Source organism: Pseudomonas sp. URMO17WK12:I7, from assembly GCF_003269045.1.
Classification (GTDB): Bacteria; Pseudomonadota; Gammaproteobacteria; order Pseudomonadales; family Pseudomonadaceae; genus Aquipseudomonas; species Aquipseudomonas putida_J.
The window spans coordinates 65789-81656 of record NZ_QLTL01000016.1; the positions used below are offsets into that span (position 1 = coordinate 65789).

Annotated in this window: 13 protein-coding genes; 6 read left to right on the forward strand and 7 right to left on the reverse strand. The window is 63.3% G+C overall.

Annotated elements, in window-relative coordinates:
* Positions 1-78: 78 nt before the first annotated feature.
* Positions 79-1413 (forward strand): MFS transporter, encoded by a 1335-nt coding sequence (locus H040_RS21525; RefSeq protein WP_027918560.1) that lies wholly within the window; start codon positions 79-81, stop codon positions 1411-1413.
* Positions 1414-1426: 13 nt separating this feature from the next.
* On the opposite strand, the gene H040_RS21530 is transcribed toward H040_RS21525, so the two are convergent.
* Positions 1427-2419, reverse strand: a complete 993-nt coding sequence (locus H040_RS21530; protein WP_027918561.1) for a GlxA family transcriptional regulator — start codon at positions 2417-2419, stop codon at positions 1427-1429.
* Between the two features lie 158 nt (positions 2420-2577).
* Between H040_RS21530 and pssA the strand changes: the two genes are divergently transcribed.
* Both pssA and H040_RS21540 read left to right on the forward strand, forming a co-directional pair.
* A complete protein-coding gene (gene pssA / locus H040_RS21535) occupies positions 2578-3906 on the forward strand; it encodes a CDP-diacylglycerol--serine O-phosphatidyltransferase (protein ID WP_027918562.1) in 1329 nt (442 codons plus the stop codon).
* A 258-nt stretch (positions 3907-4164) separates the two neighbouring features.
* Positions 4165-5331, forward strand: a complete 1167-nt coding sequence (locus H040_RS21540; protein ID WP_081784275.1) for a GGDEF domain-containing protein — start codon at positions 4165-4167, stop codon at positions 5329-5331.
* Between the two features lie 128 nt (positions 5332-5459).
* Here H040_RS21540 and ppnN read toward each other — a convergent pair whose 3' ends face one another.
* A complete protein-coding gene (gene ppnN, locus H040_RS21545) occupies positions 5460-6833 on the reverse strand; it encodes a nucleotide 5'-monophosphate nucleosidase PpnN (RefSeq protein ID WP_027918564.1) in 1374 nt (457 codons plus the stop codon).
* A 63-nt stretch (positions 6834-6896) separates the two neighbouring features.
* A complete protein-coding gene (locus tag H040_RS21550; RefSeq protein WP_027918565.1) occupies positions 6897-7958 on the reverse strand; it encodes a YeiH family protein in 1062 nt (353 codons plus the stop codon).
* A gap of 111 nt (positions 7959-8069) precedes the next feature.
* Here H040_RS21550 and H040_RS21555 point away from each other — a divergent pair, with 111 nt between their 5' ends.
* Positions 8070-8960 (forward strand): LysR family transcriptional regulator, encoded by an 891-nt coding sequence (locus tag H040_RS21555; protein ID WP_027918566.1) that lies wholly within the window; start codon positions 8070-8072, stop codon positions 8958-8960.
* A gap of 46 nt (positions 8961-9006) precedes the next feature.
* Here H040_RS21555 and H040_RS21560 read toward each other — a convergent pair whose 3' ends face one another.
* The 3 genes from H040_RS21560 to H040_RS21570 all read right to left on the reverse strand — a co-directional run bounded on the left by H040_RS21560 (position 9007) and on the right by H040_RS21570 (position 12332).
* On the reverse strand, positions 9007-10161 hold the full coding sequence (locus H040_RS21560) for an HBL/NHE enterotoxin family protein (protein WP_027918567.1): 1155 nt from the start codon (positions 10159-10161) through the stop codon (positions 9007-9009).
* Between the two features lie 324 nt (positions 10162-10485).
* Positions 10486-11685, reverse strand: coding sequence for a nicotinate phosphoribosyltransferase (gene pncB / locus H040_RS21565; protein ID WP_027918568.1), 1200 nt, complete (start codon positions 11683-11685; stop codon positions 10486-10488).
* Entirely contained in the window at positions 11682-12332 is a 651-nt protein-coding gene (locus tag H040_RS21570; RefSeq protein ID WP_027918569.1) for a nicotinamidase, read from the reverse strand. The genes pncB and H040_RS21570 overlap by 4 nt, the downstream gene beginning before the upstream one ends.
* A gap of 137 nt (positions 12333-12469) precedes the next feature.
* Between H040_RS21570 and H040_RS21575 the strand changes: the two genes are divergently transcribed.
* The gene (locus tag H040_RS21575; RefSeq protein ID WP_027918570.1) at positions 12470-13174 is read left to right on the forward strand and encodes an NUDIX hydrolase; all 705 of its coding nucleotides are present in this window, start codon (positions 12470-12472) and stop codon (positions 13172-13174) included.
* A gap of 392 nt (positions 13175-13566) precedes the next feature.
* Here H040_RS21575 and H040_RS21580 read toward each other — a convergent pair whose 3' ends face one another.
* Positions 13567-14160: a helix-turn-helix domain-containing protein gene (locus H040_RS21580; RefSeq protein WP_027918571.1), complete on the reverse strand. Its 594-nt coding sequence runs from the start codon at positions 14158-14160 to the stop codon at positions 13567-13569.
* 345 nt (positions 14161-14505) lie between these two features.
* Between H040_RS21580 and glnT the strand changes: the two genes are divergently transcribed.
* Entirely contained in the window at positions 14506-15840 is a 1335-nt protein-coding gene (gene glnT / locus H040_RS21585; RefSeq protein WP_027918572.1) for a type III glutamate--ammonia ligase, read from the forward strand.
* The last annotated feature ends 28 nt before the right edge of the window (positions 15841-15868 follow it).

The following is a 15868-nucleotide window of genomic DNA, read 5'->3' on the forward strand; positions in this document are numbered from 1 at the left end:
CCAGCCTGCAAAACAACAACAATCCCTGTATGACCAACAGACCCTGCCTCCAATTAGAAGAATCAGAGGGTATTCGTCATGTCCAGCACCACCTTCAATGCTCCCACCCTCGACGGCGCCGCCCCCGGTGCCGAACGCCAAGCCCTGCGCAAGGCCGCACGTGCCAGTTTCATGGGCAACTTCGTCGAATGGTTCGACTACGCTGCCTACGGTTACCTCGCCACCATCATCGCCGCCACGTTCTTCCCGCAAACGGACAAGACCAGCGGCCTGCTGGCAACCTTCGCGGTATTTGCCCTGTCATTTCTGGTGCGCCCGCTGGGCGGCGTGGTCTGGGGCCACTTCGGTGACCGCCATGGGCGGCGCAATGCCTTGTCGTGGTCGATCCTGATCATGTCGCTTTCGACATTCTGCATCGGCCTGCTGCCGGGCTACGCACAAATCGGCTTGTGGGCGCCCTGCCTGTTGCTGCTGATCCGGCTGGTGCAGGGCTTTTCTGCCTCGGGGGAATACGCCGGGGCGGCGGCATTTCTTGCCGAATATGCGCCGCCAGGCCGGCGCGGGCTGTACACCAGCATCGTGCCGGCCAGCACGGCTGCGGGTTTGCTGTTTGGCGCGGCGTTCGTCGCGGTGCTGCATGAGCTGTTGAGCAACGAAGACCTGCAACGCTGGGGTTGGCGCCTGCCGTTTCTGCTGGCTGCGCCGTTCGGGTTGGTGGGCCGGTACATCCGCATGAGCCTGCAGGACTCGCCGAAGTTTCTGGAAATGGAGCAACGCCTGGAACGCAAGGCCTGCATGACCCCTGCGCCGATCCGCGAGCTGCTGGCCAACCACCGTCGCAGCCTGGCCATCGGCATCGGTGTCACCTGCCTCAATGCTGTGGCGTTCTACCTGTTGCTCAGTTACATGCCGACCTACCTGTCCAGCGAAATGGGCATGAGCGAGCGCGACTCGTTCATTGCCTCGACGGTGTCACTGGCCACCTACATCGGCCTGATCTTCCTGATGGGGCGGTTGTCCGACCAGTTCGGCCGCAAGGCCATGCTGGTGGTGGCTTCGTTGCTCTTTCTCGGCCTCACCGTGCCGCTGTTCAAGCTGCTGGATGGCCAATCGCTGTTGGTGATCCTGGCAATCCAGATCTTTTTCGGCGCAATGCTGGCCATGAACGACGGCACCTTGCCGTGCCTGCTCGCCGAAATCTTCCCGACCTCCGTGCGCTTCATTGGCTTTGCCTTGAGCTTCAACCTGGCCAATGCGCTGTTTGGCGGCACAGCGCCGTTCATTGCCACGTGGCTGATCCAGGCCACCGGCAGCAAGCTGGCGCCGGCCGGTTACCTGCTGGCGGCGGCGCTGGTGGCCTTGCTGGCGATGTTGATGTGCCGCGAGACAGCACATTCGGCCTTGGAGGATTGAGGCCATAAAGCCGTCAGTGCAACGAAGCCTGCCGCCGCTCGCCCAGCGGCGACAGGCCAAAGAAGCGGCTGTAGCTTTTGGAAAAATGTGCCGGTGAGCTGAACCCGCAGGCCAGTGCCACCTCGCGCACCTGCACGTCGCTGCGCAACAACAGTTCCCTTGCCCGTGACAGACGTAACTCCAGGTAATACTGGCTAGGGGTGCGCTGCAGGTATTTGTGGAACAAGCGCTCCAGCTGGCGCACGGTCACATCGTTGAGGCTGGCCAGTTCCTCCAGCCCCAGGGGTTCCTCCAGGTTCGCCTCCATGATCGCCACTACCTGGCTCAGCTTGGGCTGGGCACTGCCGAGCAAGGTTCGCAATGGCACACGCTGGCGCTCGCGCTCCCCCCGTACACGGTCGCACAGCAACAGCTCGGCGGCCTTGGCGGCAATGCCCTGGCCGCCAGCCTGACGGGCGACCAGCTGCAGCATCATGTCCATGGCCGCCACCCCACCGGAACAGGTGAAACGGTCGCGGTCCAGCTCGAACAGCTGGCTTGAAATGATGATGTCGGGGAAATGCTCCTGCAGCGCCTGCAGGTCTTCCCAGTGGATGGTGCAACGGTAGCCATCGAGCAGTTCGGCCTTGGCCAGCAGGTAGCTGCCGGTGCAGATTCCGCCCAACGGCAGGCGTTGGCGGGCCAGCTGGCGCAGCCAGTCGATCAGTGTCCGGGTGCCACTGCGGCTGCGGTCGATCGGGTTGGCGCCGACCACGAACAGGGCATCCAGCGCCGGGGCGTCTGCAATGCTGTGATCGGGCAGCACGCGCATGCCATTGCTGGCTACCACCGGCTCCGGGCTGGCGGCAATCAGCACGGTACGGTACAAGGGGAGGCGCGCTGCCAGGTTGGCCATGCGCAGGGTTTCCACTGCCGACGCCAGGCCAATCGTCGTGAAGTTGGGCAACACCAGAAATCCAAAGGTTCTGGTCGGGGGCGTTACGCTGGGAGTAGCGGGGTGGACCATTGCGATCTTCCTGTGCAAGCTGAGGCGTTGTTCGTCAGGGGCAGTGGAAAAACAGGCCTCGCGCGTTTCTTGTTGTTATAGGTCGTTGCCGGGCTGATCTTACACCCCGAGCGCAACGGCCAGGAATGGACCTGATTGCAGAGAGAAGGTGATCGTACGTGAACCCCGAATCCATGCTGGCGGCGCTGCCAGGCGTCGCCATTGCCCCTGAGGCGATCCAGGTGTTGCCCGATGCTGCGGCTTACCGCACCTGCCTGCTCGAACGCATCGCCACGGCGAGACGGCGCATCGTCATCGTCGCCTTGTACCTGCAGGAGGACGAAGCTGGCCAGGAAGTGCTCGATGCCCTGTATCAGGCCAAGGCCGAGCGGCCGAGCCTGGAAATCGTCATCGTGGTCGACTGGTTCCGCGCCCGCCGTGGCCTGCTGGGGGCCGGGCGCCAGCCGGGCAACGCCGCCTGGTACCAGGCCCAGCGCCAGTTGCGCGGGCTCGACGTGGTGATCCATGGCGTGCCGGTGCAAACCCGCGAGCTGTTTGGCGTGCTGCACCTGAAAGGCAGCGTGATCGACGATTGCGTGATCTATACCGGCGCCAGCCTGAACAACGTCTACCTGCACCGGTTCGACCGTTACCGGCTGGACCGTTACCACCTGTTCCAGTCGCCGGCACTGGCCGATGCCATGGTCGACCTGGTCCGGCGCCTGTTGCACCACACCGCCACGCCGCGCCTGGACCTGCCCGCGCCACCCGCTACCCGTAGCCTGCGCGGCGATATCCGGCGCTTGCGCGCCCGCTTGCGGCGCATGGCCTATGAGGCGCCCGCCGCCATGCCAGGGCAGGGGCTGCGGGTGATCCCGCTGCTTGGCGTCGGCCGTGGCAACCCGCTCAACCGTGCATTGTGCGCGCTGCTGGCTGCGGCACGTGCGCAGATCATCATCAGCACGCCGTACTTCAACCCGCCACGGGTGGTGATGCGCGAGATCGACCATGCCCTGGACCGTGGCGTACGCATCGAGCTGATCGTCGGCCACCGCACCGCCAACGATTTCTATATCGCCCCGGGCGAGCCGTTCAGTGCCAGCGGCGCCCTGCCGTACCTGTACGAGGACAACCTGCGCGCCTTTGCCCGGCGGCGCCACGCCGCCATTGCCAGTGGCCAGTTGCAGATACGGATCTGGAACGACCCGGGGCATACCTTCCACGCCAAGGGCGTGTGGGTGGACCAGCGTTATTCGCTGCTGACCGGCAACAACCTCAACCCGCGCGGGTTCAACCTGGACCTGGAAAACGGGCTGCTGATCGATGACCCGCAAGGGCAGTGGCTGGTGCCGCGGGCGGTGGAGCTGGACGGTATTCGCCGGCATGCGCCGCAGATCGGCACGGCGGATGAACTGGGCGAGAAGGCCGAGCACCCCAAGGAAGTGCGCAAGTTCCTGCGCCGCCTGCGCTACAGCCGGCTGGAGCCATTGATCAAACGGGTACTCTGAGGTCGCCTGCCCGGCCTTTTCACGGGGCCAGTGCAGGCGTGCTGTGCAGGCCCCAGACCAATCCCGCTCACCTGCCACAGGCTATCATCTACCTGGGCTAAGCCATGGGCATGATGGCGGGAGCAAGACGACGGATCGCGTCGAGTCTGCATGGGGGCATTCATTTGAATGCAGCGCGACGGTTCGCCCCTCTGAAAAGTCATCTCAAGCGCATACAATCAGCCCTTTTCCACGTTAACCAGAAAGGCCAATCCGTATATGGCGCTTGATCCACCCACGATGCTGACGATCACCATCGCCCTGGCCGCTGCGGCGGCGCTGTACCTGGCGATCGAGTGGCGCAGTGTCCGCGAACCTTCGCTGCTCTTCTGGAGCGCCGGTTTCGCCACCATCACGGTCGGTTCGACCCTGGCCCTGCTGCGCGGCATAGGCCTGCTACTGATCGGTATCTGGTTCGCCAACGGCTTGCTGGTGGTCGCCCACGCGTTCTTCCTGATAGGGGTTGTGCGTTTCACCCAGGCCCGGCTGTCGTGGGCGTGGCTGCTGATCGTGCTGGTATGGTTCGGCTTGCTGCTGCTGCCGGTGGGGCCGCAGTGGTCGAAAGTGATGCTGATGGTCAACTCGCTACTGGTGGCGTTGCTCACGCTCAAGGCCAGCTTGCTGCTGCGCCCCCATGGCAAGTCGCTGAGCGTGGGGGCGGTGCAACTGCGCTACGTGCTGCTGATCCATGGCCTGTTCTATGTGGCCAAGGCGATCGTGGCGGTGACACCGGGCACACTGATCGACCTGGCTACCTTTGGCGGCCTGATCATCCAGATTTCCCTGGTCGAAGGGGCGATGGCGATCATGCTGATCGCGCTGTCGATGACCGGTACCGTGCGTTACCGCCGTGAAGAGCGCATCGCCCGGCTGGCCGCGCGCGACCCGCTCACGGCACTGTACAACCGCCGAGCCCTGGAGGTGCGCGCCACGCACCTGTTCAAGGCGGTCAGCCCGAAGCAGCCCGGGGCGTTGCTGCTGATCGATATCGACAACTTCAAGCTGGTCAACGACCTGCATGGGCATGTAGCGGGTGACCGGCTGTTGATTGCCTTGAGCGAGATGATTCGTGCGGTACTGCCGGAGCGGTCGTTGGCAGCGCGTCTGGGTGGCGATGAGTTCGTGATACTGCTCAGCGATGCCAGCAGCGAGAAGGTGGTGGAACTGGGCAGCCAGTTACGCGAGCAGTTCCAGCTGTATGCCAGGGAGGCGGTGCCCACCCCGCAGGCGGTGACCCTGAGTATTGGTGCCAACCTGTTCGACCAGCCACCGGCCAGCCTGGCGGCGCTGATCGAGCAGGGGGACGTGGCGTTGTACCAGTCCAAGCGCGGGGGGCGTGACAGTATTCGCCTGGTGGACCGGACCTTGGTCAGTGCTGTGAAATAGCAGGGGGCCGCTGTGCGGCCCTTTCGCGACATGAGGCCGCTCCTGCAAGGGACCGTGATCCGTTGTGGGAGCAGGCTTGTCGTTGCGGCGCAGTGCCGCGAAAGGGCTGCAACGCAGCCCCGGCGATCTCAGGTCACTACTTGGTAGCAAGGCACATAGGCCGCACCACCCGGCAACTTCATCCGGTGCTGGTCGACAAACGCCTGCAACAGGCGCCCTAACGGCTCCAGCACCGCCGCATCCCCACGGATCTGATACGGCCCGTGTTCCTCGATCAGGCGAATGCCCTTGTCCTTTACGTTCCCCGCCACGATCCCGGAAAACGCCCGGCGCAGGTTGGCCGCCAGTTCGTGGGGCGGCAAGTCACGGCGCAATGCCAGTTCGGCCATGTTGGCGTGGGTCGGGTCGAACGGGTGCTGGAAGCCCTCGGCGATCTTCAGCAGCCAGTTGAAGTGGAAGGCGTCGTTGCGCTCGCGGCGGAACTGCTTGACCTCCTTGAGCCCCTCGACCATCTGCCGGGCCACTTCGGCCGGGTCATCGATGATGATCTGGTAGTGGCGCTGCGCAGCCTCGCCAAGGGTAGCGCCGACAAAGGCATGCAGCTGTTGCAGGAAGGGTTCGGCGCTGCGCGGCCCGGTCAGCACCACCGGGAAGGGCAGGGCATGGTTGTCCGGGTGCATGAGGATGCCGAGCAGGTAGAGGAATTCCTCGGCGGTACCGGCGCCGCCGGGGAAGATGATGATGCCGTGGCCGACACGGACGAAGGCCTCCAGGCGCTTCTCGATGTCCGGCAGGATCACCAGCTCATTGACAATCGGGTTCGGCGCCTCGGCGGCGATGATGCCCGGCTCTGTCAGGCCCAGGTAGCGGCTGCCGTGCATGCGCTGCTTGGCATGGGCGATGGTCGCGCCCTTCATCGGGCCCTTCATCACGCCCGGGCCGCAGCCGGTACAGACGTCCAGCTTGCGCAGGCCCAGTTCGTGGCCGACCTTCTTGGTGTACTGGTACTCCTCGCTGCTGATCGAGTGGCCGCCCCAGCACACCACCATCTTCGGCTCCACGCCGGGGCGCAGGGTGCGGGCGTTGCGCAGCAAGTGGAAGACGTAGTCGGTGATGCCCTGGGAGCTTTCCAGGTCGATGCGCTGGCTGGCCAGCTCGCTTTCGGTGTAGACGATGTCGCGCAGGGCGCTGAACAGCATCTCGCGGGTGCTGGCGATCATTTCGCCGTCGACGAACGCGTCGGCTGGCGCGTTCAATAGCTCCAGGCGCACGCCGCGATCCTGTTGGTGAATGCGGACTTCGAAGTCCTTGTACGCCTCGAGAATGGTCTTGGCGTTGTCGACATGGGCGCCGGTATTGAGAATGGCCAGGGCGCACTGGCGGAACAAGGTGTAGAGGCTACCGGTACCGACTTCACTCAGTTGCTGGACTTCACGTTGCGACAGCGTCTCCAGGCTGCCTTTGGGGCTGACGGATGCATTGATGACATGGCGTTGGGGCATCTAAGTCGTTCCTGTGCAGGTAAAAACATCCTTGCAAGACAACACCATACCGATCAATGCGCGTCAACCTAAAAGGCGTTGCACGCCCAAGGTGATTGCCAGGCCACCCACGACCAGCCATACGTTGAGAACCGCCCCCGTGATCAGCGCCTTGGGCCCGGCCTGACGAATCTGGCTCCAACGGGTCTCCATGCCCAGCGCGGTCATGGCCATGGTCAGGGCGAAGGTGTCCAGGCTGTTGACCGCCTGGGTCACGCTGCCGGGCAGCACCTGCAGCGAGTTCACCAGCACCAGTGCAAGGAAGCCGAAGGCGAACCAGGGCATGGCGATGCGGCCGTTGCCTTGTGCCTGGCCTGGCCGGCGCGAACGGCTGATCCACAAGCCTACCACCAGCAGCACCGGCACCAGCAGCATCACCCGGGTCATCTTGACGATGGTGGCGATGTGCGTGGCTTCAGGGCTGACGTTGCTGGCCGCGCCCACCACCTGGGCCACTTCGTGAATGGTGCCGCCCAGGAACAGGCCGGCCCCCATTGTGTCCAGGTGCAGCCAGCCGGCGTTGATCGCCAGCGGGTAGAGGAACATCGACAAGGTGCCGAACAGCACCACGCTGCCCACCGCCATGGCGCTCTTGTGCGGGGCGCTGCGCAGTGCCGATTCGAATGCCAGCACGGCGGCGGCGCCACAGATCGCACTGCCGGCCGCGGTGAGCAGGGCAGTGTCGCGGTCCAGCTTGAACAGTCTGGTGCCGCACCACAGGCCGATCAGCAGGGTGCTGGTGACCACCAGCAGCGACACGGTCAACCCGGACCAGCCGACTTCGGCGATTTCTTGCAGGCTGACGCGCAGGCCGAAGAAGGCCACGGCGATGCGCAGCAGCCCGCGGGCCGAGAAATTGATGCCGGCTGCCCAGCTGGCCGGCACGCCATCGCGCAGGGCGTTGCCGTACAGGGCACCAGCGACGATGCCCACGATCAGCGGGCTGATGCCCAGGCTGGCGATGGCAGGCAGGGCCGCCAGCTGAGTGACGGCAAGTGCGAACAGTGCAACGAACAGGATGCCATTGAGCCGCCCTCGGGTGGAGAGGGTGGGCGCCAACGCGGGGTTGGAAGTTGCCGTGGCCATGTGAGTCCTCCGGGAAAGTGTTTCGACATGGCCTACGTTAATCTGGTTATAAGCTTATAAAAAATCGTAATTTAGGATGGCAAATATCCGAATTACTGATACTTTTAACAAATGACCCCGGAACAACTGATAACCTTCGCCACCGTAGCCGAGCACGGCAACATCAGCCATGCGGCCCAGGCCCTGCATCTGTCGCAGCCGGCAGTGTCCGGCCAGCTGAAGTTGCTGCAGGAGGACGTTGGCGAGCCCCTGTACCAGCGTGCCGGCCGTGGCGTGCGCCTGACCGCTGCCGGCGAGCAACTGCTGGCCCATGCCCAGCGCCTGCGCGATACCTTTCGCCAGGCCCAGGCACTGTGTGAGGCCATGCGCGGGCTGGAACGCGGCACCTTGCGTATCGGTGCCAGCACCACACCGGCCAGCTACCTGCTGCCTTACCTGATCGCCGATTTCCATGCGCGTTTTCCAGAGGTGCTGGTGACCACCTCCCACGGTAATACAGCGGAAATCGTCGCGGCGCTGGGCAGTGTCGATATCGCCTTGATCGAAGGGCCGCCCGGGCAGGAGCTGCCACTGGGCACGGGCGTCACGGCATGGCGGGAGGATGAGATCGTGGCGATCGTGCCCAGTGGTCATCCGCTGGCTGGCGACAATGAGCAGACATTATCGTCGCTGGGTGCCTTTGCGTTGGTGCTGCGGGAAAGTGGCTCGGGGGTGCGCCAGATCGTCGAGCGGGCGTTTGCCCGACAGGGCGTTGCCATGCGCGTGGCGCTGGAAATCGCCGGGGTGGAAGGGGTGAAGGAGGCGGTGCGGGCTGGGATGGGAATTGGCTTTGTCTCGGCCATGTCGATCCGCCATGAGGACGGCGTATTGCGGCAACTGAGGATTGCGCCGGAGCCGTTGGTGCGGCGGTTTTCCATCCTCTTGCCCCATGCCGCCACGCCGTCGCGGGCGGCAGCAAGGTTCATGGAGCTGTGCACGGGCCAGGCCACTGGCGCGGCATAGCCCGTGCCTGCTGCCGGCAACAGCGGCAGCAGGCATGGGCCAGCGGTTACTGGATGTTGGCCTTGGCCGGCGTGGCCTGGTTGTACTTGATCGACGCTACGCTGTTGCATAGCCCGACCAATGTCTGCCAGTCCTGGTTGGCCAGGTTCAGGTTGCGTTGCAGCTCGGGCAGGTTGAGGGTGTCAACATTGCCTTTGCAGTTGTTGAGGTCGGTCAGAACGGTATTCAGCTCGCCCTCCAGCTCCTCCCACACCTTCAGTAACAGGCCGATCAGCGAGCCTGCCGCCTTGGACAGTTCGATCAGCGTGTTCAGCTGGTCATTCAAGGCTGCCAGGCTGGCAGATTGCTGGGTCACCGCGTTCATCCGCGCTGTGTCGGCCTGGATCTCGCTGTTCAAGGTCTTGATCTTGATTTGCGCAGCCACCATCGTGGCGATCCCTGCCGCTGCGCCGACAATGCCGAAGGCCAGGCCGAAACCGAGGCTGAAGATGGCGATCACGGCACCGGCGAAGAAGGCTACGCCAGCACCAATGGCCGAAGCGGTTTCAACCACTTGCCAGGTCTTGACCTGCTTGCGCATTTCTTCGATCTTGGCCCGATACTGCGCAACCTGGTCGCGGTTGACCTCCTGCTGCTTGGTCGAGTCGGTGACGGCCTTGGCGAGGACCTGGCTGTCGGCGATCAAGGTGTTGGAGTAGTCGGTAATCGACTGATGCACCGACACCGCGCTTTGGCTGAAAGCGCGAAGCTGCGAAATCAGCCCGCTGAACTGCTGCTTGAGCGCGCTGATGGCCTGGGCATTGCCCGGGTCGGTCTGCAGCACCGCGACCAGCGAGTTGATCGTCGACATGCTGACGTTGAAGGCAATGCCATAGCCGGCAATGGCATTCGGGATACTCACCAGGTTCGCGGATATCCCGTACCAGGCGTTGGCGTGGATCTGCGCGTTGCTGAACGCAGTCTGGAAGGTGCTGTACCAAGTGGGTGCCGGGCTGATGGTCGGCAGTTGGGTGTTGGTGATGCCGAGCACATAGGCCATCACATCGTTATTGGCATTGAAGGCATCTGCCAGCTGCTGATCGATGGGCAGGTCGTTGGACGCCCTCGGCGCGGCAGAGACGCTGCCCAAGGCAGCGATGCTGACGACGTTCGACAGTGGGTTGAGGGTGAACGGGAAAAACTGTTTCTTCAGTGCATCCATGACACTTCTCCTTGAACAGTGAACCGAACGACCGGTACTGATTGTCGGGGTGTTGTGTGTGAGGCAGCTTCCTTCTGGCCGGCACGGGGGAGTGCCGGCAATCCACTCCCAGAGGCCCGAACAGGCTTGGATAGCGATCTCATTTAAGCAGTGCCAAGGGTCACGGCAAGGTGATATCAGGTGAGTTTTTCGCTCTCGAACGGTTAACGAAAAAGCACAAGCAGACAGAACAGCGTCTTAGCGTTGGTGCCTGCACAAGGCCTGCAAAAGCGGTGCTTTTTCGACGCAATCGGTGTGCATGCAAGATGGCCTGCCCAGGCCGGGTCAATTCACCTTGAACACATGCTTCAGGTAAGCCACGAAGTTCTCGTCCCGGCACTGGGTCTTGCCTGGGCTGTCGGAGATCTTCGCCACCGGTGCGCCATTGCAGTCGGTCATCTTGATCACGATGTTCATCGGCTCCACCCCCGGGATGTCGCAAGTCAGCCGGGTACCGATGCCAAAGCTCACATTGATCCGCGCATGCAAGGCCCGGTACAGGCCCAGCGCCTTGGCGAAGTCCAGCCCGTCGGAGAAGATCAGCGTCTTGCCCTTGGGGTCGATCCCCAGCCGCTCGTAGTGGGCGATGGCCTTTTCCGCCCAGACCAGTGGGTCCCCGGAGTCGTGGCGCAGGCCATCGAACAGCTTGGCGAAGTACAGGTCGAAGTCGCCCATGAAGGCATCCATGGTGATGCAGTCGGTCAAGGCAATGCCCAGCAACCCACGGTACTCGCGCACCCAGCCTTCCAGTGCGGCAGCCTGGCTGTCGACCAGGCGCGGGCCGAGTTGCTGGTGTGCCATGAACCATTCGTGGGCCATGGTGCCGAGCGGCTTGAGTTCATACTCGCGGGCCAGGTGCACGTTGCTGGTGCCGACGAAGCGGCCGGGGAAGTCGTGCTTGAGGATGTGCACCACTTCTTCCTGCACCCGGTAGGAAAAGCGCCGCCGCGTGCCGAAGTCGGCCAACTGGAAGCCGGCCAGTTCCTCGGCACTGGCCTCGGCCTTGAGCCAGTCGAGCTTTTGGTAAAGGCGTTCGCCCACCTGTTCGATCACCACATCACGGTAGCGGTTGCGGTTACGCACCTCGCTGATGATCGCCAGCAACGGGATTTCGTAGAGGATCACGTGCAGCCATGGCCCGCGCACGCGAATCGCCAGCTGCCCGGCAGCATCCAGGCCGACCTGCACATAGCGCAGGTTGAAGCGGAACAGGCTGAGAAAACGGATGAAGTCCGGCTTGAGGAACGGGATCTTTTCCAGATAGGCCAACTGGTCGTGGGTGACGGTGACTTCGGCCAGCTGCTCTATCTGATAGCGGATCTGCGCCAGGTAAGGCGAGAGGTCTTCGCCATTGCGGCAGCGAAACGCCCATTCCACCTCGGCGTTGGGGTAGTTGTGCAGCACCGCCTGCATCATGGTGATCTTGTAGAAGTCGGTATCCAGCAGGTTCTGGATGATCCTTGGTCCAAACACGCTTTCGCTCATGGGCGGTCTTCCTTGATCAGAGAGAGCTGGTGGTCGAGCGCCGCTTCATCGCCGCACAGGATTACGCCTTCGGCGGCCAGCGCACCGCAGGCGCTGATGGCGCCTTCCTGGGTGAGGGCGCGGCAGGCTGGCAGGTACAGCAGTACCTTGAAGCCTGCCTGGCGCAGTTGCCGGGCAGTGGTCTTGACGCAGTAGTCCAGGGCCAGGCCGCCGACGATCACTGCGCCCACTCCCTGCACCTTGAGGTATTCGATAACCCCCGTGGAGCGGCGTTCGGCCAGATCGTGATAGCAGGCACCGTAGGGGTGCAGGTCGGGCTCGACACCTTTCCAGACGAAGTAGTCGTATTCGATGGGGGCGGGCAGGCCGGGCAGCAGCTCGAAGCCAGGGGTACCGGGCACGCAGTGGCTGACCCAGGTCAGGTCGGCGTTGGCCAGGGCCAGCGGTTGCAGCATCTGGCCGGGTTCGGCCACCACCCAGGCAGCGTTGGCCGGGTGGGCGTCCTTGCTGCCCAGGCGCAGGTCGGCACGCAGAGCCATGGCGTTGAGGTCCGGGGCGATCTCGTTGCCTTCCGGCACTGGCAACTCCTGAGGGGCATTGGCGGTAAAGCCGTTTTGCGCGTCGACATCGAAACTGGCGATCTTCATGGCGGGTCTCCTCGCTGGAATGGCTATATAATTCACCTGGTGTATTAAGTATGTCAAGTGACAATTGCTTAGCTGTTGCGGGTTGCCCTACTTAGCTGCTCTGGTGGATTATTGCGCTGATGAACAAGGAGTCCCCGGTGAGTACAGTCGAAGTTTTGGCCAGCGTCGATATCGTCGCCTTGCGCCTGGCCCCTGATGCACAGCATCTGCAAGTGTTGTTGCACCGTCGTGAGCGTGAGCCCCATACCGGCCAGTGGGCCTTGCCCGGGGTGATCGTCAATGGCCGCACCCCGGATACCAGCCTGGAGGGCGCTGCCGAACGCGCCCTGCGCGAAAAGGCCCTGGTGCTGCCACGCTACCTCGAACAGGTGGGCACCGAAGGCAATGCTTTCCGCGACCCACGTGGCTGGTCGCTGAGCACCTATTACCTGGCATTGCTTGACCCGCAACAGCAGGTCGAGGGTGACCAGCTGGCGTTTTTCGACCTGGACAGCGTGATGGACCGCAAGGTGCTGCTGCCGTTCGACCATAACCTGCTGGTCGAGCGTGCGCGCGAGCGGTTGGCAGCAAAGACGGTGTACAGCAGCTTGCCGCTGTACCTGCTGGGGCAAAAGTTCACCGTGCTCGATGCACTGGGGGCGGTGCAGGCGTGCCTGGGCCAGGCGGTGAACAACACCTCGCTGCGCAAGCGCCTGGAGCGCCTGCGCGAGCTGGGTTGGGTGAGGGATACCGGGGAGAAGAACCAGCCCAGGCTGGGCCGGCCGCAGCAGTTGTATCAGTACACGCCGCAGGGCGAGCGGGTGTTCATGTTCGACCGCAGCCTGTTGCCTGAAGGCGCTTGAGCGACGCTTTATTTGTGGGCGCGCTCCTACAGACGGTCGCGTTCTGTCAGGTCAATGCGCGCAGCGGCTGGTATCGCCTTGTTTCAACGGTGCCTTGCGTGCTGCCGCCAAAACAATGTGGCGCGCGCAAACACTCCCGATCGGCGCGCTGCGGGTCATTAAAACGGGGCGTTTTATCGTTATGTGCCCGGGCGAACTGCCCGGTGCAAAAAGGCGCCACAGCGTTGGAGTTGTGAAGCGAGGCTGTTTTACTCGCGAATACCACACCAGCCAGCCCACGGTGCGGGGCCGGTCGATGTATGTATTATTTTTGTAGACACGGTTTGCAAGCCGATTGCGGGCGACGCGTGCTTGTCTGATCGCGACATCGGTTGTTGCCTTGCTGCGCCGCGTTACTCGTCGCCATAGTTCATGATCGACAGCAGGCGAATCGGCACCTGCACCAGTTGCTCCGGGCCGTGCGGGGTTTCGCCATCGAAGGTCAGGCTGTCGCCGGCCTGCATACGGTACAGCTGGTTGCCGTGGCGGTAGACCAGTTCACCTTCCAGCAGATGCAGGAATTCGGTGCCGGGGTGGGCGAAGGTCGGGAACTCCTCGCTGGCATCGTCCATGGTCACCATGTATGCCTCGAAGTTCTTTTTCGGCCCCCTGGCGTGATTGAGCAGATGGTAGGTATGGCCCTTCTCGGTGCCACGGCGCACCACTTCCAGCCCTTCACCGGCCTTGACGAGCAAGGCATTGCCATCGGGCTGGTCGTACTGGCTGAACAGCTTGGCCATCGGCATGCCCAGCACATCGCACAGGCGGCTCAGGGTATCGAGGCTGGTGGACACCTGGGCATTCTCGATCTTGCTCAGCATGCCCTGGCTGATGCCGGCGATGCGTGCAACATCGGCGAGCTTGAGCGACTGGGCCTGGCGCTGGCGCTTTATCTGCAGGCCCAGGTACTGCTCCAGGCGAAGGCGCGGTTGGGTTTCGGTTGGCATCGAGTGTCCTGCACGGTTTCAGTTCAAGAATAAAGTTTTCGCACTGGGAAAGTGCGAGGCGCAGCTGCTGTGGCTGCTTCTTTCCTCAGGTGAAACCAAGTTTCCCATAAATAGGGCATAAAAAGCTGCATGGGATGTGGGCTGTCTGTGCGGGCCCCTTCGCGGCTAAAGCCGCTCCTAGCGGGCTTGCGCGGTCCCTGTGTAGGAGCGGCTTTAGCCGCGAAGAGGCCCGTACAGGCAAAACACACCCGCGTCCTGGAAAGAGTTGGCAAGCACATTGCATTCCTGTGAGGAAAGTAAGTTTCCCATGCGGAATTAGTGCCCCTCACCAGGAGTGATCAACCCATGTTGCCAGCAGAAACCCAGCGCACCCTCGACCAGTACGGCATCAAGTATGTGTTGGCGCAGTTCGTCGATATCCATGGTTCGGCGAAGACCAAGTCGGTGCCGGTCTCGGGCCTAAAGATGGTGGCTGAAGAGGGCGCCGGCTTTGCCGGGTTCGCCATCTGCGGCATGGGCATGGAGCCTCATGGCCCCGATTTCATGGCCCGTGGCGACCTGTCCACGCTGATCCCGGTGCCTTGGCAGCCGGGCTATGGCCGGGTCGTGTGCGTCGGTCACGTCAACGGCCAACCCTGGCCCTACGACAGCCGTCATGTGTTGCAGCAACAGGTGCAGCGCCTGGCCGACAAAGGCTGGACCCTGAACACCGGCCTTGAGCCCGAGTTCAGCCTGTTCCGCCGCGACGAAAGCGGCAAGCTGCAACTGGTGGACGCCTCCGACAACCTCGACAAGCCCTGCTACGACTACAAGGGCCTGTCGCGCTCGCGGCTGTTCCTCGAACGCCTGACCGAGGCGCTGCAGCCCGTCGGCTTCGACATCTACCAGATCGACCATGAAGACGCCAACGGCCAGTTCGAGATCAACTACACCTACAGCGACGCCATGGAGTCGGCCGACCGCTTCACCTTCTTCCGCATGGCCGCCGGCGAGATCGCCAACGACCTGGGCATGATCTGCTCGTTCATGCCCAAACCCGACCCCAAGCGCGCCGGCAATGGCATGCACTTCCACCTGTCGCTGGCCAGCAGCAGTAACAAGAACCTGTTCCACGACCCGTCCGACAGCAGCGGCATGGGCCTGTCGAAGCTGGCTTACCACTTCGCTGCCGGGCTGCTGGCCCATGGGCCGGCGCTGTGTGCCTTCGCCGCGCCGACGGTCAACTCGTACAAGCGCCTGGTGGTCGGTCGCTCGCTGTCCGGCGCCACCTGGGCTCCGGCCTTCGTCGCCTACGGCGCCAACAACCGCTCGGCGATGGTGCGCATCCCTTACGGCCGGCTGGAGTTCCGCCTGCCGGACGCTGGCTGCAACCCGTACCTGGTCACCGCTGCGATCATCGCCGCCGGCCTCGACGGCATCGACCGCCAGCTGGACCCGGGCGAGATGTGCAACGAGAACCTCTACAACCTGAGCCTGGAAGAGATCGCCGCACGCGGCATCAAGACCTTGCCGCAGTCGCTCAAGGAAGCCGCCGACGCCCTGGAGGCCGACCCGCTGTTCCGTGAGGTGCTCGGCGCCGAGATCGTCGACGAGTTCATCAAGCTCAAGCGCATGGAGTGGGTGGAGTACTGCCGCCACGTCTCCGACTGGGAAATCCAGCGCTACACCGAATTCTTCTGACCGCCAACCCTATCCCTGGGTAGCGGTA